The organism is Novosphingobium sp. NPDC080210 (genome assembly GCF_050281025.1).
Classification (GTDB): Bacteria; Pseudomonadota; Alphaproteobacteria; order Sphingomonadales; family Sphingomonadaceae; genus Novosphingobium.
On record NZ_JBNNWL010000002.1, the window covers coordinates 256,473 to 272,430 of the forward strand.

A 15,958-nucleotide genomic window follows, 5' to 3' on the forward strand; every position below is an offset into this window, starting at 1 on the left:
GGTAACCACATGATCAAACCACTGATCGAACGGATCAAGGACGCGCTGCTGCTCTACGGTTTTGCCGTGATCGCGTTCTGGCCGGAAATCTTCATCGTGCTGGCGGCGGTGTTCTTTGCCGGCGTCGTCACCGCCATGGGAGGCGCGCTGTGATCACCGGCCCTGTCATCGCCACCTACAGCCGCGGCTACTTCAACTTCGCCGATCCCGACGCGACCCCGCTGGAGATCCTCGACATCGCCCGCGGGCTGGCCAACACCTGTCGCTACGGCGGTCAGATCGGCCGGTTCTATTCGGTCGCCGAGCACAGCGTCCACGCCTCGCACCTGGTTGCCGAGGAACACGCATACGCCGCGCTGATGCATGACGCGACCGAAGCGGTGATCGGCGACATGGTCAAGCCGCTCAAGGAAATCCTGCCTGACTACCAGGCGATCGAGGAGCGCATCGAGGCCAGCATCTTCAAGACCCACGGGGTGCCCAATCCGCTGCCCCAGGCCGTCAAGGTCGCCGACATCCAGATGCTGATCCTCGAAAAGGAACAGCTGAAGGGCAACTTCGACGAGTGGTCGTGGTGCCAGGGCGTGCCGCGCCCACAGCATCGCCGTCTCGAATGCTGGACCCCGGCCGAAGCGTTCAGCCGCTTCATGGCCCGCTACAGCCAGCTGCGCGGCAGCCTGGCCCAAGGAAACTGACATGACCACGATCGTCTACCGCCACGGCATCCTCTATGGCGACAGCCGCGCTTACACCGGCAGCTGCGCCCCGATGGGTCAGAAGAACAAGGTCTCCCGCCTGAGCGACGGCACGCTGGTCGGGGTTTCGACCGGAACGCCGGGATCGAGCGAACGCCTGATCGCCTGGCTCGAAAGCCTGGTCGAGAAGCACGGCGGCTTGCGTGGGATCGACTGGGAGAGCGCCCACAACATCCGCGACCTCGGCAAGTTCACGGTGCTGGCGGTGCTGGCGCAGGGCGAAGCGCTCCTGTTCGAGAACAGCCTGTTCCCCTCGGGCCCGATCAAGCATGACTACTACGCGGTCGGGTCAGGGCGTGACTTCGCGCTCGGGGTGTTCGCCCACGGCGGCAGCGCCAAGGACGCGATCAAGGTCGCCTGCCAGCTTGATGTCTGGTCGCAGCTGCCCGCCACCGGGCTCAAGCACGACGGCCACAGCCTCACGGTCGAGGGGTAAGCCATGCGTGATCCGCGCTGGATGATCGGACACACCCTCGAAGGGCTCAAGATCCTCCACGCGGATCGCATGCCCGAAACCCAGTCCATCCGCGTGACGCTGGACCTCAAGGGGCTGGCCTACAAGCACGGCGCCACGGTGATCGAAGACCTTGGCCAGGCGCTCAGCGAAATCGGCCACAAACCGTGGTTCGTCGTCTCGATCGACGATCACGGTGTCGGCATGGGTGACCGCCTGATTACCCAGGAAGTGTGCGACACCATCCAGCGCCTGGTCCAGCGGTCTGTCGAGATCGTGATGGCCCAGCACGTCGAATATGCCGAAGTCAGCCTCGACAAGATCGCCGCCGACCTCGCTGCTGCCCAGCTGGCCGAAGAACCCGCCGCTGCTCTTGTCGGCGGTTTCTAGGAAAGAACACCCATGCGCATCAACAAAATCGCGGCCGGCCTGGTCTTACGCAAGATGAACGAAAACACAGACGACATGAGCGAATTCGAGTGGCTGCACAGCACGGCAGCGCCCGCCAAGCCCCGCGTCGGCAAGGAGCTCTATGACCATGCGCTGGAACACCAGCGGCGTGAGCAGCAGCGCAGGCAAGCCGCGGCCGAAGCCAAGCTCAACCAGCAGCTGCAGGAACTCGCGGAACACGAAGCCCGGCGCGACGAAGCCGCCAACCACCCACTGAACCAGTTCTAGGATCTCACCGCTCCCTTGCGCTGATTAACGCGGCGCAGCCGCGCGGCGGTCACTTTTCGGGTTCGCGCGATGGGGCGAATGGAAGGGTAGGGCGTTTCCCGACCGCGGCGCCTGGCCGGCGTCAGCCGGCAGGCGGCAAGGCGAGGGCTTGCCCGCAAGGGCGAGGGCACCAGGGGTGCTGGTGACATGTCACCCATCGGTCGCTGGTCCACCTGGCTGCATGGTCCGCAGGTCCACCTGTCCACCTGGTCCGCAGGAAGCCTTGGTCCCTGGAGACCTTGGCACCTTGGGCACCTGGATGATTGGCACCTTGGGAACAGGGAGACATTGGGGCTCGTGGAGCGCGTGGGGCAATGGAAGGGGTGGAGAAAAGGGAACGCCGGCGGATAGGCGGCATCCGGGTCATGCAGGAAAAATTTTTCTAGGACTTCGTGCTTGACGCGAGTCGCACGGTTGACAAGTGCAGCGCGACTCGCGGTGTGCATGTAAGGTGATTCGCACAAATGAGAACAAAAGCGATACTGCTCAAATATCGGTTCTAAGCGGTGCTAGAGCGCGCAAAAGAAAGCGCGCTAGTCTGGTATAGACTAGCGCGCTGGAGACGCTGAGGAGCGCTTATTCTGCCCCGGTCAGATAAGCGACTCGCTTACCTTTAGCGCTAGGTGCGCAAAGACCATTGCAATCAAGCAAAGCGCTGCACTTGTCAGAGTCATGGGCAGGTCACCGCGCGAGTCTGCGATAAGAGTCACCGCACCAAAGAAAAGCGAAAGCACAAGCGAAGCAAAAGCAGCAATTGCGAGAAATACCGAGTCAGACATAGCGCACCTATTCACTAGAGAAGGGGAGGGCGCGCTAAGTATAGCGCGCCCCGTTACTTATTACTTGCGGAATGCAGTGTTAAAATCTGCAAAGAAAGCGTGATCGCGGTGCAATTCAATCCCACCGCGGCTGCGATTCTCGCAATTGACAATCGAGCCAAGCCCCAGAACATCCAGGACATTTCGCGCTTGGCTCGACTGGGTGTCTTTCCCACCGGAGATAAATGCGTGCTGATAGTCCGCAAGGTAGGAAGCGAGGTCCGAGTCGTTGACAATCTGGCTAAAGTCCAGATTGCTAAGGAAGTTTTTGTTCGTGGCGTTGCTAATCGCACCGTCAAAAGCGAGCGAGCAAAAGACAAAAGCCTTCATGACGTTTTCAATCTTGCGCTCCCCCAGCACTGCAAAGCGCGACAGTTCCACGATTTTCTTGAGGGCCTTGGCGTTAAACATTTTCGTGGCGCTTACCTTGCGTTCAATGACGCCGGCAGCGGTGACATTCAGGGCGCAGAAGAAACGCGCCACCGCCACCTTATTGGCAAGGACCGCGTTGCGATTCTTCGCATAGGAGGACGACGAGTCCAGGGCGGCAGCCCCTTCGAAAGTGTCGCGGCGGGCGAACGATTCTTCGATTGCGAGGATCATGGCATCCACGCGGTCCTGGGCGATTGCGTTGCAAGTGTCGCGGAACGAAACTTCGACGGCTTTGGTGTTCTTGCGAGTCATGAGAGTGTCTTTCTTTCTAGCGTTGCACCGCACCGCTGCGGTGTGACTCCTTTAGACACGCGATTCGCGATTCGCACAAGGACAAAACAACACACACACATGGAAAAAAATCACACCGGAAAATGCGTTTTTCCTTTGCGCGAATCGCTCGAATCTCCTAGTCGCGCGCCCCTGCCGGCCAGCGCTGGCGCGCGTATGTGCGCACACATGCGGACGCCCAAGCCAAGGCAGGAGCAAGGTCCATGGCACGGCACGCTATATCGCTGCCCAGCCGTATCCCGCGGCAGCCCACCAGCCGTATGCCAAGCAGCAAAGCAGTCCATGGGCCCCAAGCCCCATATCCATCCACCGCCGTATCCCATGGGCTCCGAGCACTCCCACGAAAAAACCCGCCGGGACTTCCCACCGGCGGGCTTCTTGGCTCAGAACTTCTTCATGGAGGCTCTCCTTAGTGGACCGTGTAGGCAACGATCAGGTTGTCGGCGATGGAGCGCACCGCACGATCGAACAGGCGGCCCATGATGGTGCGGTCGATCGCGATCGTGGCAGTGCCATGCCGGTCAACCGCAAGGGTGAAGGGCTTGCGGTAGATCGCGCCCTGCTCGGTGCGCATCAGCGCTTCGCCATACCAGGCATGAACCCCGTTATCCTCGTGGCAGGGCTGGTAGCCCAGCTGCTCGATCACCAGGCGGGCTTCGCCCAGCGCCATGGTCGAGACGGTCACCCCGGCGGCGACTTCGGGCAGGGGATTGGCGTCCAGGCGCTCGAACTTGAACTCGGCCATCATCAATTCCTTTCGCTTCTCTCTCTGCAAGCACCGCTGCTTGCATGTGTGTTGTCACATACACGACGAAGGAACGCAAGCGGCTTTTGACCGAAGCGTGTAGGCAAGTTTCGGACGCCTGGGGTCCATGGACGCCTGGAGCCTGCGGACGCCTGACTGTCCTGGAGTCCATGGACTATCCTGGCACGCGCCAAAACGCCGGCAGGGGAGAGAAGACCCTGCCGGCGTCTGCCAGGAATAGGGAGACTCCTGGCGGCGGTTATTCGGCGTCGCGGCTCCACACCCACAGGCGCATGGCCTTGCCGGTGAGAAGCCCGCGGGGACGAACCCCATAGTCGTCCTTGTAAAGCTCGGAATAGGTCTCTGCGATCCACGGGTCAGTGAGGCTCCCGGAGGCTTCGGGGTAGAGCCCCTCCAGCGCCTTGCGGATGTGGTGGTAGGCGCCCCGCCGGGCGAACTTCTCGACCAGGCTCGCCTCGAAGATCCCGTCGCCCAGGACGATCAGCATGGCGGCCGCCTCGTTGGGGTCGCAGTTCAGTTCCCAGTGGCTGTCGATGCACTTGATGCCATCGGCGAGCGCCAGCGCATCGTCGAGGGTGCGCGTGCCCTGCATGTAGAGCGCCCACACGGCTTCGCCATCGAGTGGGGGCGGCGGCGGGGTATCATCCCCGCCATCGTCGTCCTCGCCGTCGTTGCGCTCGAAATAGTCGGCGCACTCCCCGCAGTGGCCCGCGAGGGTCACCGCGTAGGCGTCGTTGCAGTGGATGCAGGTTTCGTCGGCTGCGTGGGTCATGATCTTGAACTCCTTTCTCGCGCGGTCACCGCTGACCGCATGTGTGTCATAGCAGAGCGCGCGAGCGTGTCGGGTGGCTTCTGCCTGGAGGGCTTGGAGTGCTTGGGCCTCAATCGACCCGGCGGATCTCCTTGCACGCCGGGAACTGGTCCTCTTCCATGGCAACCAGGGTCTTGCCCTCGCTACCTTCGCAGCCAAAGCCAACCAGGAAGCCGGGCTTGATGATTTCGCTCTCGGCAAGCTCCCACGGCTCCAGCGCTGCGGGGTTGGCAACCAGGGTTCCCCGGTGGATCACCTTGATGCCGATCCAGGCATTCTCGCGGGCATCCTGCTCCTGGGCACGGGCATAGCTGGCCCCGGTGGCGGCGGTCAGGCCGCCAAGGCAGAAAGCGAGCACGGGGATGAAGAACTGGCGCATGGGAAAACCTTTCAGCCTGGCAGCGCGGCGACGGCCAGCGCGATGAGGGGGAACAATACGGTGATGGCGCCGAGCACCTTGGCGAACTCCGCGGCGATCAACCGGCGCTCGCAGGGGGTGGCAGTGTGGGGGCGTTCCCCACACTGCACGTCGAAGAAGGTGCGCTTCACTTGGCGGCCCGCCGAGCAATGCGCTGGCGGCGGGCGGCGCGTTCGATCTCACGGTCGAGATCGCGGCTCGAACCCAGGTCCACCAGACCGGCTGCGAGGGCGTAGGCGACGCTTTCGTTCTTGAGGGCTTCGACGTTCATGACACATTCCTTTCGTTTCTCTAAGCAAGCACCGCTGCTTGCATGTTTGTTATGCAACACGCACCGAGTCGCAGCAAATGGCTTCATGGTGGGTTTGCAGATGGCTTTGCCACGCATCCCCATGGCGCCCCGCACTCCCATGAACCCCACGCGCTCCCATGGGCTCCCACCAGCCCCAAGCCCATGCGCACCTGCATTCCATGGGTTCCAGCGCTATATCGGCTCGCCGCCGTATACAGATCCAGGTCCAGCCGTAGCTACCCAGCCTTGGCGGCGCGGTATTCCAGCTGCTCGATCTCGCACACCGCATCCCAGGCGTCGCAGAAGTGCCCCAGCCACTTGAACTGCAGCGGCGTGACCTCCTCGGCCATCAGTTCGTCGGCGCTCATGCCGGGGAGACCCTCAGCCTTGAGCCAGTCGCCATAGATTTCGCTGAGCGCGGCCATCATGCGGGCCGAGGGCGTGGTGCAGAGCGTGGTGGTCGTCATGGCTGGTCTCCTTCTCGCATGGTCACCGCTGACCATGTGCGTGTAATGCACCATGCAGAAAAGGCATGCAAGCGGGATCTGCCTGGGATGCAAGAAGCCGCGCAGCGCTGGTGTGGTGCTGCCCCGTGCCCATGGGAGCTCATGCGTGCCCATGGGCCCATGCTCACAGAAGCTCCCTGAGCATAGGGCAGACCTTCGCGCTACCTCGATACCTAAACACCGCCCCAACGCGCTGAGCGTGCTCCCCTGGTCAAATTTTGACGTGTCTGACCTGCGTGATCATCACCGCGATCACCAGACATTCCCATCAGCCCCATGCTGACCTGCGTTCCCATGGGCGTCATGGTCTCGCTCGTGCCCATGGGGAAGGGGAGTGCCTCGGAGTGCCTGGCTGCCATGGACTATCCTGGGATGCCTGGACTCCATGGGAACCCATGGGCACGCACCGCCACAAGAAAAGGCGCCAAGGTTGCCCCTGGCGCCTTCCCACTTTCGAGGTGGTATGGCTTAGACCATCACGGCTGCACGGAACATTCCATAAAACGGATTGGCAAGATCGAGCACCACGGCGTCGCGGGCACGCTCTACGCTCGTGATCCGCCCCAGCCCCAGGACATCCAGCACGTTGCGCGCCTGGGAGCTCTGGGTCTCGGCCCCGGTGGACATGCTCTTGTGGCGCAGGTCGTCGAGGTGATCGAGGATGTCCTTGTCGGCGATGAACGAGCCCAAGTCCTTGTTGCCGAGGAAGCGCTGGTTGAGGCGGTTGGTGATCGGCACGCCGGGCTGCTTGTCGCTGGCGATGATGGCGCAGGCGATGAACGCCTTGGTCACCCGCTCCAGCTTGCTGCCCATCCCGCAGGTGAACTGGGCCAGCTCGACGATCTTCTTGATCGCCTTGGCGTTGAACATCTTGCCTTCGACCGCCTGCCGCTCGAACACCCCGGCGGGGGTCAGGTTCAGCGCGAGGAACATCCGCGCGACCGCGATCTCGGCGCTCTCGACCTGGCGCTTGGCTTTCTCCCAGCTGGTCGCGCCGGTGAGCACCAGACCCTGGGCGAGTTCGAACTGGTGGCGGCGTTCGAGGCTTTCCTCGATCTTGGCGCGCATCAGGTCCACCTCGTCGGTGCTGTAGCCCAGCGCGATATCCTTGAGGGTGGCGATTTCATTCTTCTTCTTGAGGCTGACTGCCATGTGACTTACTCCGTTCTTTCTCGATCAGCACCGCGCTGTCGATGTGTGTCGTTATATACAGGACCGGAACGCTTGTCGGGTGGCTTCGCCTGGTGGCTTGACGCGATCAGGACTATCCATCAGCCAGGGAGCCCATGCGTGCCGCGTGCCCAAGAGACCCATGGGCTCCCATGGCACAGATATCCCCATGGGTGAGGGGCCATGGGATGCGGGCTCCCATGGGTGCATGGAGTTCCAGCTGACACCAGCGATCCGCGCCAAGAGCTCTATATCGGCTTCGCGCCGTATCTATGGGAGTTCGTGGGCGCCATGGGAGAAGGGGGAGGTCATGGGGCTCATGGGTGTCCATGGGCGGGGCGCAGACAAGCAAAAGCCAGCCAGGGGGTTCCTGGCTGGCCTTGCCCCCACCGACGTGAGCGCTGATAGGACCGCGGGAGAAAGAATAACACCGCTTGCGTCCGTCGCCCACCGGCAGTTCGGTCTGGTCTATATGGGTGCGTTGCCCCTAGCGGTCAACCGGCGGGAGATCCTCGTCATTGACCGGGGAGAGCCACTCGATCTCGGGCTCGGCGTGCAGGATGCCGCCGTCTAGCAGGCTCGCCGGGCCTTTCTCGGCCAGCTTGAGTTCGGCTGCGACCCCGCGGCGGGCAAGGGTGCGCAGGGCATCTTCGAGCCGGGTCAGCTGGAGAATGTCGGCTTCGGTGTTGGTGCCGCCATTCTCGACATGGTTGATCTCGCAGGCTTCGAACCCGGCATCGAGGCAGTCGGCGAGCATGACCAGCTGGTTGGGGGTGAGCAGCATGATGGGCGAAATTCCTGGTTCTTGTCTCTAGCAGTCACCGCGACCGCTGTTGATGTTGTGTTAGACGACACACGCACGGCGTGCAAGTGGCTTCGTGCGTGCCTGGAGCGCATGGACTGTCTGGGAATGCCTGGGAATGCCGGAGCGCGGGATACTCCTGGCCACAGGAGACCCTCTTCCCATGGGCGCCCATGGAACGGCCAACCCTCTCGGGTGTTGGGGATACGTTTCCCCATGGGGCAGGTGGCTTCCTGGCTGCATGGGGCTCATGGCTTGATTGATCCATGGCAATGACTTTTCATGCGCCATGGCAAAAGGGTGGACTCCGCGGGCGGTTATGGATGAGCCGTTTAGCCCCCGCGGAGCCCCAAGTTTGCCTGCCACCTCGCGTGACAGGGGTTTGCCTGGACGTATTCCGGGGTCATAGGGTTAAGACGCCCGGACAAACCAATGGGGCTTAACCTCTGATGGGTCGCGTGGTTCCATGAGGACCGGATAATTTTTAATCCACATTAGCGACACATTGGGGAAGTGTATTGTAAGAATAATACACCCACGCGCAACCTTGGCCAAGCGGGGCCATGGGGATGCCTGCAACCGTGGCTGTATGGGTGTGTTAGTGCAGTGCTACACTCCGAGGAGTCCGTGGCGCATGGCGTGCTTGGCCCATGGGCGGGGCAGAATGCTTGGATTTCATGGGGCTAATGGTAGCGTGGATATGCGCGAGGCAGTGTTTTCGCTCTCGGCGCGCGAAATCCCCTGGTCTTGATCCTCACCACACACCCCACGAGCTCCCATGAGGAAAGGGGTGTCATGTGCCATGAGGAAAGACACTCCATGAGGGGAGGGTGATCCATGGAGGAAGGGGTGCCATGTGCCATGAGGAAAGACACTCCATGAGGCGATGCTTCTCTATGGGGAATGCTCTCTCCCATGGGTCGAGTTATCTCCGGTATCGCTCATATGGCTAAGCCACCCACGGGGTCTGCTTCCCTCATGGATGGCTTACTGCTCATGCCTATCACACCGCTCGGTGGTATAGGGCTTTGCTCTTGGTCGGGGCTTATTGCGATTTGTCGCGAGTGGCTTTCAACGCTTCGAGCCGCTCTAGGTTCGGGATCGCCGCGTCGAGCCAGGTCTTGAGCATTTTCAGCCCGTGCAGGTCGATCTCCATCACACTGCTGCCCAGCTTGTCACCCTCGCCGACACCGACCTTGCCATCCATCGCGTCGATCATCAGGGCATTACCCTCGGCGTCCTCGATGATGATGCGGATATCTCCGTGGGTGGTAATCGAAGTCATGGGCATCGCGGGTCAGTCCTCTCGTTTGTAGCGGCGGCGCTTGCCTTCGCGGTGGTCGTCATAACCTTGGGCGTAACCCATGGTGTAGAGCGCGCGGCCGGCGAGATACACCACCAGGACGCCGAAGGCGACGGCGATGAAGTTGTCGGTCATTGGGGTTCTCCCTTGGCCTGGGCAATCGTCCGCTTGATCTTGTCGCGGATCGCCGGGCTTAGTGCTGCGGTTCCCAGGGTCAGGGCACCGTCAAACTCATGGGCGTCGAGGACGTATTGCAGGGTCGCCAGCATGTCGGGGGCGGCTTTGATCAGGCAGGCGTCGGCGTCGCTCGTCTGGATATGGCTGGCTCCATAGTCACCGCCGGTCTCCTCGATTGCCAAAACGTCTGGGCCATCGCCATTCAGATCACCGATCAGGCGGCCATCCTGCCAGTCCCACGGGCCAGGGGTGTGCTTGTTCATTGGGGGTTAGCCTCCAGGTCTGCGATGAACGCGGCCATACCGCCGTTGAACAGGTAATCCTCGACGTCGTCGGCTTGCTGCACGAACTCCTCGGGAACGAAGGTCACTTCGAGGGCATCGAGGCCGAACCAGCTGCCGTCTGGGCTATGGGCGTAACCGATGCCTTCCTCAACCGGGTTGACGGCGACGAGGACCGACACGCCGGTGATCGCGCTGCGGTTATCCTCGGCGTGCGGGCTTACCGGCGCCCAGCTGGTGAACTGCTCGACCGCGTGGGCGGGACTGTCGGCGTCGAACGTCACCATGTCGTTGTCGGCACCGTAGGTAATGAGGAATCGTTCCATGGTGGTCACTCCCAGTTGAAGATGCGGTGGGCGAGGGCGCGGCCACGGTCGTAGGCGTCGTCCAGTTCGGTATACCAGCCATTGATCTTGCGGCGCATGGGGTCAGCCCAGGTGAAGCCGAGGCGGTATTCGGCCATGCCCAGCAGCCAGGCGAAGAAGCGGCTGCGGGTGCGTTCGGTGAGGATGGTCAGCATGGGGTTTGCTCCTTGGTTTCTCCGGTGATGGCGGGGCTGGCGAGCAGATCCTGGATGTCCTCGACAATGTCGTAGAACAGCGCCGCGATGTTATCGGGCACCCCTGGCAGGTTGCCTCCCTCGGCAGCCTTTGCTTGCACTCCGCGAAGGATCGCGGTCAGCGACGGGTGGATGATTGGCTTCATTGGTCAACCTTTCTCTGGGTGAGCACCGCTGCTCGTCATGTGTGTTATCTAGCTTGCACTCCGCTTGGACGCAAGCGGGCAATGGTCGAGCGTGAAAGTGCCATCAGGATTGCGGATCACCGTCTGGCGGCGGCGGTCTATCATGGCGAAGTAGCTGCCACACTTGGTGCGCCGGCGGATTGGCAGCGGCGGTGTGGTGGTGTTGTCTGGCAGACGGATCGGATGGCTGCCCCAGGTGCCCGTGGGTCTGCTCATGCGAACAGCCCATAGAGCGGATGGTCGGCGAGCGCCGCGGTGTCGATCGGGGTTTGGGCTGCCTGCTTGTAGTGGGGATGCGTGGCGAGGAAGCGGAACCCAAGAATGTCGTCGGACTGGTGGCCGGTGTCGTCCCAGACGAACCAGCCAAGGTAGTTCTGGTTGGCGTCGCCATCGCGCAGATGCACCATCACCACGTCATGCGGGTGGGCGTCGGGCACATTGGGGGCGGTGTGCAGGGTATTGCCCGCGTTGCTGATCCATGGACCGTAATTGTCCTCGTGGTAGGGAGTGAACTTCGGCGGATCGCTGGGGCCGGTCATTGGCCTTCTGCTTTCAGATGCTCGTAGCGCCGACGCCACTCTGCCTTGCACTCCTCGCGGGTGTGATCGGCGTAATAGCCATCGCGCTCCATGCTGTCGGTGACGGCCTCGAACCGATCCTTGGCTTTTGGGTCGAAGTCGGAGTTGAAGGGTGCGGGGGGATTCTTCCAGGCGTGGTCAAAGCCGCCGAGGTAGCCGGTATAGGTCTTTCCCATCAGTTCTTGCCCCCTAGCGCCGCAGTGATCGCATCGTTGGCGGGGTCCACGCCATAGACGACGTGCATCAGGTAGAGCATGGAATGCGACATCCCATAGACCGGGTGACGGTGCTGACCATGGGCATTGGGAACGCCGCGGAGCGTCTCCACGTATTCCTTGGCGACTTCGGGCAGTTCCCGCTGGAGCATGTGATCGAGCCTGGGGTTCACTGGCTTTCCTCCAGGTCGGCGTCCCACAGCTGGAGCGAGACGGCTTCGCTGGTTTCTTGCCCGAGCGGGTAGCCATCGACGATCACGCCGTCGGCAGTGCGCTTGATGTAGAGGCTCCACTTGCCCACTGTGAGCCACACGCCGGGTTCGTCGGGAACAAGGTGGGCAATGAAATCGGTATCGCCCTCTTGGGTGATCAGTGCCATGTGGTTTCTCCTCGCAGCACCGCGCTGCATGTGTTCTTGTTACAATGCGTCCTGTTGGCACGCAAATGGGCAATTAATTGAAATTCTGGCTTTGCGTTTCTTGCCCGTCGTCCCGATCGAGGTAGGCGACCCAGCTGCGCAGGCCCGTGGACATGACCGGGTCGCGCCCATGCTCGGCGCGGAATGCCTGCACGGCGCCGTAGTGGAAGGACGTGTTGGTGGTGTAGCGCTGGTCGGCGCGCTGCGGCCAGATCGCCCACTGCCGCTCGAACCAGGCGCGGGTTTCCTTGTCGCCGGTGGCGTAGTGGTGCCAACCATCACGTTGGTTCTCGCTACTCATGGCTGTTCTCCATCTGCTTCTTGGCGTTACGAGCAGCCGCGCGGCTGCGCTTGTCTGGGATTCTGCGGGTGCGGCCGACCAGTCGCAGGCTGCGCGCGACCGGGTTCTGGCGGGTGGGGTGGCGCTTGTCGGTCATTGCCCGTGCCGCCGCATGAAGTTGTCGAAGATCCGCTGCTCGTCGGCGGTGAAGTCGGCGTGCGTGAGGTCGAGCGGGGTGCCCAGGTGTTCGAGTAGCCCCTGGGTGAGGCAGGTGTAGTCCTCGGAGTAGCCACGTTCGCCCGGCTCCCCATCGGAGAACTGCCACTCGGTCAGACCACCGGGCTGCCCTTCGACGAACCCGCTGGTCTGACCCTTGACGATCCAGATTTTGTCCATCTTCATGTGCATCACTCCTCGTCGGTCAACCGCTGACCGTGTGTGAGTCGTTTACTATGCACCTTTGACGGACGCAAGTGGCTTCAGCTGTATTGCACCACGACATGCCAACCGATCTTGTAACCCAGCTTGTCCTGGTTGAGGCCATGCTCGGTGATGAACGCCGCGATCTCTGCCACGGCAGCTTTGTCTGTGGTGGTTGGGATGCTGACCGTGTGTGGTAGCGCACCGTTGTCACCAGCCCGCGACCGTGCGTAGACCTTGCCCACGGCGCACCAGTTGCCGTCCATATGGTCGCCGATCACCGCGACGCCATCGGGCAGTTCGGTGTCGTAGTAGCCGCAGCCATGATCTTCGAACAGCTTCTCGGCGGCTTCGTCATCGAAGTAGCCGGGGTAGGGCAGGATCACGCCAAGCATGACGTAGGTGGTGATGTGAAGGCTCATGGCGCCACCTCCGGTTCGAACTCGGCGTTGTAGTAGATGCTGTTGGCATACTCCTCGTCACCCGCTTCATCGACCAGATAGCCGGTGACTTCCTCGGCCTGCTCGTAATGCATGAAGCAGGGCACGCCGCGCTCCTCGACCTTGGCAATCTCGCCCTCGTAGGTGCTGGCGATGCTGTGCTCGTGGATGGGGTAGTTGGAGCTATAAGACAGGAACTCGTCGGCCGCCTTCATGGCTTCCAGCTGGCTCTCGGCATCGACTGCCACCTTGATCCGTATCACGTCGTAGCGATGCACGTAATATCTTGGCATTTCAGTCTCCTATGCGATTTCTGGGACGAAGTAGCGGGCGGCTTCCGGCGTGTTGCTCCACTTGTAGCGAACGCGGGAATGGCCATTGCAGGAGCGCACCGTGTGCTTGGCTTCCTGCCCATGTGTGCGCGCGAAGGCGTCGAGGAACTTGCCGGCGTCACAGTCCTCTTCGAGGAACATGTGGCCTTGGTCAATGTAGGAGTAGACCGAGAAGTCCGCGGCCTTGAGGCCCACCTCCTTGATCGAGGCAGCTGGCACCTTGAGCCAGCCGTGGCCGGGGTCGGTATAGGCGATGAAGGTCCGCTTCATGTCAGGCTCCCTGGCGTTCTTGGAGTTCGGCGACGTGACGCAGCGCGGCGTGCGGGTCGTAGTAGACGAAGCCGTTGGTCGAGAGGTTCCAGCCGCACTTGGTCACGGCGATCCCGTTGGTGCCGAGGTCACCGTTGGCGATCACCTCGTAGCCACGATCTTCGAGCCACTTGCGTGCGTAGCTGGCATCGAGGTCGGCGCAGCCCTGGTAGTCCTGCTCGCGGAGGAAGCCAGCGTCGCGCTGGTTGCCGGTGGGATAAGCCGCGTCGATGTGATCCTGGATCGTTTTCATCGCATTCCCTTTCTCTAGCGCTGTCACCGCGACCGCGCTGCATGTATGTCGTTTAGAATACACGTAGCGCGGACGCAAGTGGGCAATGCAGCGGGTTAGAGGCGATCGTTGATGATGCCAGCGCACTCGGAGAGCAGGCGCATCGCTGGGCGCAGGTCGCGCGAGTCCCATGCGAACACGACCTCCGTGCCATTCTTCACGCCCATCAGGTAGGCGTCCGCGAAGCGCCGGTAATCGTCCGTGGACTTGAGCATGATCGAGTATTGGGTGTCGCCTCTCTTTAGGCTGGTAGCGTTGAAGGCGCGGTCGATCACGACGGACTGTTTCTCGCCGTTCTCCATGAAGAACATCATCAGCGACAGGTTGACCTTGCCGCCGCTGGTCAGCAGGATCTCGGACGGCGGGAGTGTGAAGCCAAACACCGAACCATTGGGGGCGCGCAGGAGGTTGAACTCCATGCTGCCGTCCTTGCCGACCAACATGCAGACGTTGGCCCCTTCCTTCGGCTTGATGATGGTGTAACGCCCATAGGTGTCGTAAACCTCCAACTCGGTGGCCGCCACCGCCGGGGCGGCACCGAGGCTTGCCGCAAGCAGCAAGGCAGCTTTCGCAAATCGCTTCATAAATGTCCTTCCTTTCAACTGCTTGCAGGTTACGAGCGCGGTGTGATGGAAGCAAATGGGCAGTGCTACTTCGCGCCCCACATGCGCAGCTGGCTCTCGGCGCACTGGCGTAGCCGTGGGACAGCTGCCGCGATCCCATCGAGCGTGAAGCCGCCGATGAACAGCCCCGCGTTGCTGCGCAGGGCGAAGGCGTCGGACTTCTGCACATCATCAAGGAAGGCGCTGCCATCGGCGAATGATCCGGTGAAGAACACATTGCCGCTGTTGATGTTGATTTGGGCGCTGGGCAGCTGCCAGCTTTTATTGGGGCGCAGGCTATCCCCATTGTCGAACAGTTCGATGCCCACTGCCGTGCCGTTGTCAGCCAGCTTGCGGCCCTCGTTCTTGGTCGCGAAGATCACCGTCGCCATGTCTTGCTCGGCGTCCCAGCCAAACGCCAGGACGATGCCGAATGGACTGCCCAGGTCAGTCTTGCTCATATGACAGGCGGTGCTGCCCTCGGAATAGCGGATGTTCCACCCCTTGACCGTATCGAAGGGGATTACCTCGGTGACCCGCGCCATCGCCGGGGTGGAGGTTGCTGCGAGTGCCAGAACCAGCGCGGCCTTTACGAAGCCTCTCATGATTTTCCCCCTCACCAGACGTAGCCTGGGTTCATTTCTTCCACGTCGCTCCACTGGCGTTCCGTGACCACGCGGCCGAAGTAGTTGACCGTGTGGTAGCCAGGCACCACGTAGAGCGTCCCGTCACAGTCAACGAGCGTCCAGACGTTTCGTTCCTCGATGTCCTTGGGAAGATCTTTGTGCTCCCAGATCATGTTCCCATCGGGGGAGTCCACCGGACCATAGCGGCGCTCGAAAACGTCGGCGCTGCCGGCGCGGCGGCGGGGTTTGACTTCGACTTGGCTCACCAGAGAATCTCCACTTGTTCGACGTTGGCGGGGTTGAAGAAGACTTGATCGCCGTGGGGGTCGTCCCCACCCAGCCAGCGCCGCAGCACCAGCTTTCCATCGGCGTAGGACGCGACCACCTCGACATGCCTGCCGCTGACCAGGCGAACCAGCAGCGTGTAGCCAGCGCCGCCATGCTCCTCGCGATTGGCGTGTTCGATCGCCTGGCGGATCGGGTCGATCACAACGCCACCCCGCGCTGCTCGAAATAGGCTTCGTAGGCGTTCACCTCGGTAGGCACCGTGAAGCCTTCGGCCTCGTGGCTGTAATTGAGGTAGCCGCCGGCGTTGACCACGCCGAGCAGGAAGGCGTCGAGTTCCGCCTGGGTAGCGAACTCGTAGGTGGTGGCTTGGTCACCGGGTTCCGGCACCGCGCCCCACAGGATCGTGACCTTGTGGCTCATG

The 15,958-nt window shown here is 61.9% G+C and carries 37 protein-coding genes; 5 read left to right on the forward strand and 32 right to left on the reverse strand.

The window, feature by feature from the left end; all coding sequences use genetic code 11:
* Positions 1-9: 9 nt before the first annotated feature.
* The 5 genes from ACQKOE_RS07120 to ACQKOE_RS07140 are packed head-to-tail and all read left to right on the forward strand — an operon-like array spanning position 10 to position 1,887.
* Positions 10-153, forward strand: coding sequence for a hypothetical protein (locus ACQKOE_RS07120; RefSeq protein WP_427512152.1), 144 nt, complete (start codon positions 10-12; stop codon positions 151-153).
* Positions 150-695: a YfbR-like 5'-deoxynucleotidase gene (locus ACQKOE_RS07125; RefSeq protein ID WP_427512153.1), complete on the forward strand. Its 546-nt coding sequence runs from the start codon at positions 150-152 to the stop codon at positions 693-695. Before ACQKOE_RS07120 ends, ACQKOE_RS07125 begins: the two co-directional genes overlap by 4 nt.
* Before the next feature lies 1 nt (position 696).
* On the forward strand, positions 697-1,191 hold the full coding sequence (locus tag ACQKOE_RS07130; RefSeq protein ID WP_427512154.1) for a hypothetical protein: 495 nt from the start codon (positions 697-699) through the stop codon (positions 1,189-1,191).
* Between the two features lie 3 nt (positions 1,192-1,194).
* On the forward strand, positions 1,195-1,599 hold the full coding sequence (locus tag ACQKOE_RS07135) for a hypothetical protein (protein ID WP_427512155.1): 405 nt from the start codon (positions 1,195-1,197) through the stop codon (positions 1,597-1,599).
* Positions 1,600-1,611: 12 nt separating this feature from the next.
* Positions 1,612-1,887 (forward strand): hypothetical protein, encoded by a 276-nt coding sequence (locus ACQKOE_RS07140; protein WP_427512156.1) that lies wholly within the window; start codon positions 1,612-1,614, stop codon positions 1,885-1,887.
* Between the two features lie 878 nt (positions 1,888-2,765).
* Here ACQKOE_RS07140 and ACQKOE_RS07145 read toward each other — a convergent pair.
* The 32 genes from ACQKOE_RS07145 to ACQKOE_RS07300 form a co-directional block, all read right to left on the reverse strand.
* Positions 2,766-3,428, reverse strand: a complete 663-nt coding sequence (locus ACQKOE_RS07145; RefSeq protein WP_427512157.1) for a hypothetical protein — start codon at positions 3,426-3,428, stop codon at positions 2,766-2,768.
* A 448-nt stretch (positions 3,429-3,876) separates the two neighbouring features.
* Positions 3,877-4,212: a hypothetical protein gene (locus tag ACQKOE_RS07150; RefSeq protein WP_427512158.1), complete on the reverse strand. Its 336-nt coding sequence runs from the start codon at positions 4,210-4,212 to the stop codon at positions 3,877-3,879.
* 259 nt (positions 4,213-4,471) lie between these two features.
* The gene (locus ACQKOE_RS07155; RefSeq protein WP_427512159.1) at positions 4,472-5,005 is read right to left on the reverse strand and encodes a hypothetical protein; all 534 of its coding nucleotides are present in this window, start codon (positions 5,003-5,005) and stop codon (positions 4,472-4,474) included.
* A gap of 109 nt (positions 5,006-5,114) precedes the next feature.
* Complete coding sequence (locus ACQKOE_RS07160) at positions 5,115-5,423, reverse strand: hypothetical protein (RefSeq protein WP_427512160.1); 309 nt, start codon at positions 5,421-5,423, stop codon at positions 5,115-5,117.
* Positions 5,424-5,434: 11 nt separating this feature from the next.
* Entirely contained in the window at positions 5,435-5,593 is a 159-nt protein-coding gene (locus ACQKOE_RS07165) for a hypothetical protein (RefSeq protein ID WP_427512161.1), read from the reverse strand.
* Positions 5,590-5,733 carry a hypothetical protein gene (locus ACQKOE_RS07170; protein WP_427512162.1) on the reverse strand — a complete coding sequence of 48 codons (144 nt, stop codon included), beginning with the start codon at positions 5,731-5,733 and terminating at the stop codon, positions 5,590-5,592. The genes ACQKOE_RS07165 and ACQKOE_RS07170 overlap by 4 nt, the downstream gene beginning before the upstream one ends.
* A 257-nt stretch (positions 5,734-5,990) precedes the next feature.
* On the reverse strand, positions 5,991-6,221 hold the full coding sequence (locus tag ACQKOE_RS07175; protein ID WP_427512163.1) for a hypothetical protein: 231 nt from the start codon (positions 6,219-6,221) through the stop codon (positions 5,991-5,993).
* 507 nt (positions 6,222-6,728) lie between these two features.
* Entirely contained in the window at positions 6,729-7,412 is a 684-nt protein-coding gene (locus ACQKOE_RS07180) for a hypothetical protein (protein ID WP_427512164.1), read from the reverse strand.
* A 505-nt stretch (positions 7,413-7,917) separates the two neighbouring features.
* A complete protein-coding gene (locus ACQKOE_RS07185) occupies positions 7,918-8,214 on the reverse strand; it encodes a hypothetical protein (protein ID WP_427512165.1) in 297 nt (98 codons plus the stop codon).
* Positions 8,215-9,277: 1,063 nt separating this feature from the next.
* A complete protein-coding gene (locus ACQKOE_RS07190; protein ID WP_427512166.1) occupies positions 9,278-9,523 on the reverse strand; it encodes a hypothetical protein in 246 nt (81 codons plus the stop codon).
* A gap of 6 nt (positions 9,524-9,529) precedes the next feature.
* A complete protein-coding gene (locus tag ACQKOE_RS07195) occupies positions 9,530-9,670 on the reverse strand; it encodes a hypothetical protein (RefSeq protein WP_427512167.1) in 141 nt (46 codons plus the stop codon).
* Complete coding sequence (locus ACQKOE_RS07200; protein WP_427512168.1) at positions 9,667-9,975, reverse strand: hypothetical protein; 309 nt, start codon at positions 9,973-9,975, stop codon at positions 9,667-9,669. The genes ACQKOE_RS07195 and ACQKOE_RS07200 overlap by 4 nt, the downstream gene beginning before the upstream one ends.
* On the reverse strand, positions 9,972-10,319 hold the full coding sequence (locus ACQKOE_RS07205) for a hypothetical protein (RefSeq protein WP_427512169.1): 348 nt from the start codon (positions 10,317-10,319) through the stop codon (positions 9,972-9,974). The genes ACQKOE_RS07200 and ACQKOE_RS07205 overlap by 4 nt, the downstream gene beginning before the upstream one ends.
* A gap of 5 nt (positions 10,320-10,324) precedes the next feature.
* The gene (locus tag ACQKOE_RS07210; protein WP_427512170.1) at positions 10,325-10,513 is read right to left on the reverse strand and encodes a hypothetical protein; all 189 of its coding nucleotides are present in this window, start codon (positions 10,511-10,513) and stop codon (positions 10,325-10,327) included.
* Positions 10,507-10,698, reverse strand: coding sequence for a hypothetical protein (locus ACQKOE_RS07215; RefSeq protein WP_427512171.1), 192 nt, complete (start codon positions 10,696-10,698; stop codon positions 10,507-10,509). Before ACQKOE_RS07215 ends, ACQKOE_RS07210 begins: the two co-directional genes overlap by 7 nt.
* 48 nt (positions 10,699-10,746) lie before the next feature.
* Positions 10,747-10,953: a hypothetical protein gene (locus ACQKOE_RS07220; RefSeq protein ID WP_427512172.1), complete on the reverse strand. Its 207-nt coding sequence runs from the start codon at positions 10,951-10,953 to the stop codon at positions 10,747-10,749.
* A complete protein-coding gene (locus tag ACQKOE_RS07225; RefSeq protein WP_427512173.1) occupies positions 10,950-11,276 on the reverse strand; it encodes a hypothetical protein in 327 nt (108 codons plus the stop codon). Before ACQKOE_RS07225 ends, ACQKOE_RS07220 begins: the two co-directional genes overlap by 4 nt.
* The gene (locus ACQKOE_RS07230; protein WP_427512174.1) at positions 11,273-11,491 is read right to left on the reverse strand and encodes a hypothetical protein; all 219 of its coding nucleotides are present in this window, start codon (positions 11,489-11,491) and stop codon (positions 11,273-11,275) included. Before ACQKOE_RS07230 ends, ACQKOE_RS07225 begins: the two co-directional genes overlap by 4 nt.
* Positions 11,491-11,703: a hypothetical protein gene (locus ACQKOE_RS07235; protein WP_427512175.1), complete on the reverse strand. Its 213-nt coding sequence runs from the start codon at positions 11,701-11,703 to the stop codon at positions 11,491-11,493. The genes ACQKOE_RS07230 and ACQKOE_RS07235 overlap by 1 nt, the downstream gene beginning before the upstream one ends.
* The gene (locus tag ACQKOE_RS07240) at positions 11,700-11,909 is read right to left on the reverse strand and encodes a hypothetical protein (protein ID WP_427512176.1); all 210 of its coding nucleotides are present in this window, start codon (positions 11,907-11,909) and stop codon (positions 11,700-11,702) included. The genes ACQKOE_RS07235 and ACQKOE_RS07240 overlap by 4 nt, the downstream gene beginning before the upstream one ends.
* A gap of 73 nt (positions 11,910-11,982) precedes the next feature.
* Positions 11,983-12,249 (reverse strand): hypothetical protein, encoded by a 267-nt coding sequence (locus tag ACQKOE_RS07245; protein ID WP_427512177.1) that lies wholly within the window; start codon positions 12,247-12,249, stop codon positions 11,983-11,985.
* Positions 12,242-12,385, reverse strand: coding sequence for a hypothetical protein (locus ACQKOE_RS07250; RefSeq protein WP_427512178.1), 144 nt, complete (start codon positions 12,383-12,385; stop codon positions 12,242-12,244). The genes ACQKOE_RS07245 and ACQKOE_RS07250 overlap by 8 nt, the downstream gene beginning before the upstream one ends.
* Positions 12,382-12,630, reverse strand: a complete 249-nt coding sequence (locus tag ACQKOE_RS07255; protein ID WP_427512179.1) for a hypothetical protein — start codon at positions 12,628-12,630, stop codon at positions 12,382-12,384. The genes ACQKOE_RS07250 and ACQKOE_RS07255 overlap by 4 nt, the downstream gene beginning before the upstream one ends.
* A gap of 77 nt (positions 12,631-12,707) precedes the next feature.
* Positions 12,708-13,070 carry a hypothetical protein gene (locus tag ACQKOE_RS07260; protein ID WP_427512180.1) on the reverse strand — a complete coding sequence of 121 codons (363 nt, stop codon included), beginning with the start codon at positions 13,068-13,070 and terminating at the stop codon, positions 12,708-12,710.
* Entirely contained in the window at positions 13,067-13,381 is a 315-nt protein-coding gene (locus ACQKOE_RS07265) for a hypothetical protein (RefSeq protein ID WP_427512181.1), read from the reverse strand. Before ACQKOE_RS07265 ends, ACQKOE_RS07260 begins: the two co-directional genes overlap by 4 nt.
* Before the next feature lie 9 nt (positions 13,382-13,390).
* A complete protein-coding gene (locus ACQKOE_RS07270) occupies positions 13,391-13,690 on the reverse strand; it encodes a hypothetical protein (protein ID WP_427512182.1) in 300 nt (99 codons plus the stop codon).
* 1 nt (position 13,691) lies between these two features.
* A complete protein-coding gene (locus tag ACQKOE_RS07275; protein ID WP_427512183.1) occupies positions 13,692-13,982 on the reverse strand; it encodes a hypothetical protein in 291 nt (96 codons plus the stop codon).
* A 95-nt stretch (positions 13,983-14,077) separates the two neighbouring features.
* Positions 14,078-14,605 carry a hypothetical protein gene (locus ACQKOE_RS07280; protein ID WP_427512184.1) on the reverse strand — a complete coding sequence of 176 codons (528 nt, stop codon included), beginning with the start codon at positions 14,603-14,605 and terminating at the stop codon, positions 14,078-14,080.
* 65 nt (positions 14,606-14,670) lie between these two features.
* Complete coding sequence (locus ACQKOE_RS07285) at positions 14,671-15,228, reverse strand: hypothetical protein (RefSeq protein WP_427512185.1); 558 nt, start codon at positions 15,226-15,228, stop codon at positions 14,671-14,673.
* A gap of 11 nt (positions 15,229-15,239) precedes the next feature.
* The gene (locus ACQKOE_RS07290; protein ID WP_427512186.1) at positions 15,240-15,515 is read right to left on the reverse strand and encodes a hypothetical protein; all 276 of its coding nucleotides are present in this window, start codon (positions 15,513-15,515) and stop codon (positions 15,240-15,242) included.
* The gene (locus tag ACQKOE_RS07295; RefSeq protein WP_427512187.1) at positions 15,512-15,739 is read right to left on the reverse strand and encodes a hypothetical protein; all 228 of its coding nucleotides are present in this window, start codon (positions 15,737-15,739) and stop codon (positions 15,512-15,514) included. The genes ACQKOE_RS07290 and ACQKOE_RS07295 overlap by 4 nt, the downstream gene beginning before the upstream one ends.
* The gene (locus ACQKOE_RS07300; RefSeq protein ID WP_427512188.1) at positions 15,736-15,957 is read right to left on the reverse strand and encodes a hypothetical protein; all 222 of its coding nucleotides are present in this window, start codon (positions 15,955-15,957) and stop codon (positions 15,736-15,738) included. The genes ACQKOE_RS07295 and ACQKOE_RS07300 overlap by 4 nt, the downstream gene beginning before the upstream one ends.
* Position 15,958: the final 1 nt, after the last annotated feature.

Coding starts and splice junctions, on each gene's coding strand:
- ACQKOE_RS07160 (WP_427512160.1), bottom strand. CDS start 5,423: ATGCGCCAGTTCTTCATCCCCGTGCTCGCTTTCTGCCTTGGCGGCCTG.
- ACQKOE_RS07280 (WP_427512184.1), bottom strand. CDS start 14,605: ATGAAGCGATTTGCGAAAGCTGCCTTGCTGCTTGCGGCAAGCCTCGGT.
- ACQKOE_RS07180 (WP_427512164.1), bottom strand. CDS start 7,412: ATGGCAGTCAGCCTCAAGAAGAAGAATGAAATCGCCACCCTCAAGGAT.
- ACQKOE_RS07270 (WP_427512182.1), bottom strand. CDS start 13,690: ATGAAGCGGACCTTCATCGCCTATACCGACCCCGGCCACGGCTGGCTC.
- ACQKOE_RS07215 (WP_427512171.1), bottom strand. CDS start 10,698: ATGAAGCCAATCATCCACCCGTCGCTGACCGCGATCCTTCGCGGAGTG.
- ACQKOE_RS07155 (WP_427512159.1), bottom strand. CDS start 5,005: ATGACCCACGCAGCCGACGAAACCTGCATCCACTGCAACGACGCCTAC.
- ACQKOE_RS07230 (WP_427512174.1), bottom strand. CDS start 11,491: ATGGGAAAGACCTATACCGGCTACCTCGGCGGCTTTGACCACGCCTGG.
- ACQKOE_RS07185 (WP_427512165.1), bottom strand. CDS start 8,214: ATGCTGCTCACCCCCAACCAGCTGGTCATGCTCGCCGACTGCCTCGAT.
- ACQKOE_RS07265 (WP_427512181.1), bottom strand. CDS start 13,381: ATGCCAAGATATTACGTGCATCGCTACGACGTGATACGGATCAAGGTG.
- ACQKOE_RS07225 (WP_427512173.1), bottom strand. CDS start 11,276: ATGACCGGCCCCAGCGATCCGCCGAAGTTCACTCCCTACCACGAGGAC.
- ACQKOE_RS07195 (WP_427512167.1), bottom strand. CDS start 9,670: ATGACCGACAACTTCATCGCCGTCGCCTTCGGCGTCCTGGTGGTGTAT.
- ACQKOE_RS07275 (WP_427512183.1), bottom strand. CDS start 13,982: ATGAAAACGATCCAGGATCACATCGACGCGGCTTATCCCACCGGCAAC.
- ACQKOE_RS07145 (WP_427512157.1), bottom strand. CDS start 3,428: ATGACTCGCAAGAACACCAAAGCCGTCGAAGTTTCGTTCCGCGACACT.
- ACQKOE_RS07190 (WP_427512166.1), bottom strand. CDS start 9,523: ATGCCCATGACTTCGATTACCACCCACGGAGATATCCGCATCATCATC.
- ACQKOE_RS07260 (WP_427512180.1), bottom strand. CDS start 13,070: ATGAGCCTTCACATCACCACCTACGTCATGCTTGGCGTGATCCTGCCC.
- ACQKOE_RS07130 (WP_427512154.1), top strand. CDS start 697: ATGACCACGATCGTCTACCGCCACGGCATCCTCTATGGCGACAGCCGC.
- ACQKOE_RS07150 (WP_427512158.1), bottom strand. CDS start 4,212: ATGGCCGAGTTCAAGTTCGAGCGCCTGGACGCCAATCCCCTGCCCGAA.
- ACQKOE_RS07120 (WP_427512152.1), top strand. CDS start 10: ATGATCAAACCACTGATCGAACGGATCAAGGACGCGCTGCTGCTCTAC.
- ACQKOE_RS07210 (WP_427512170.1), bottom strand. CDS start 10,513: ATGCTGACCATCCTCACCGAACGCACCCGCAGCCGCTTCTTCGCCTGG.
- ACQKOE_RS07175 (WP_427512163.1), bottom strand. CDS start 6,221: ATGACGACCACCACGCTCTGCACCACGCCCTCGGCCCGCATGATGGCC.
- ACQKOE_RS07220 (WP_427512172.1), bottom strand. CDS start 10,953: ATGAGCAGACCCACGGGCACCTGGGGCAGCCATCCGATCCGTCTGCCA.
- ACQKOE_RS07200 (WP_427512168.1), bottom strand. CDS start 9,975: ATGAACAAGCACACCCCTGGCCCGTGGGACTGGCAGGATGGCCGCCTG.
- ACQKOE_RS07170 (WP_427512162.1), bottom strand. CDS start 5,733: ATGAACGTCGAAGCCCTCAAGAACGAAAGCGTCGCCTACGCCCTCGCA.
- ACQKOE_RS07255 (WP_427512179.1), bottom strand. CDS start 12,630: ATGAAGATGGACAAAATCTGGATCGTCAAGGGTCAGACCAGCGGGTTC.
- ACQKOE_RS07205 (WP_427512169.1), bottom strand. CDS start 10,319: ATGGAACGATTCCTCATTACCTACGGTGCCGACAACGACATGGTGACG.
- ACQKOE_RS07135 (WP_427512155.1), top strand. CDS start 1,195: ATGCGTGATCCGCGCTGGATGATCGGACACACCCTCGAAGGGCTCAAG.
- ACQKOE_RS07245 (WP_427512177.1), bottom strand. CDS start 12,249: ATGAGTAGCGAGAACCAACGTGATGGTTGGCACCACTACGCCACCGGC.
- ACQKOE_RS07240 (WP_427512176.1), bottom strand. CDS start 11,909: ATGGCACTGATCACCCAAGAGGGCGATACCGATTTCATTGCCCACCTT.
- ACQKOE_RS07140 (WP_427512156.1), top strand. CDS start 1,612: ATGCGCATCAACAAAATCGCGGCCGGCCTGGTCTTACGCAAGATGAAC.
- ACQKOE_RS07285 (WP_427512185.1), bottom strand. CDS start 15,228: ATGAGAGGCTTCGTAAAGGCCGCGCTGGTTCTGGCACTCGCAGCAACC.
- ACQKOE_RS07300 (WP_427512188.1), bottom strand. CDS start 15,957: ATGAGCCACAAGGTCACGATCCTGTGGGGCGCGGTGCCGGAACCCGGT.
- ACQKOE_RS07250 (WP_427512178.1), bottom strand. CDS start 12,385: ATGACCGACAAGCGCCACCCCACCCGCCAGAACCCGGTCGCGCGCAGC.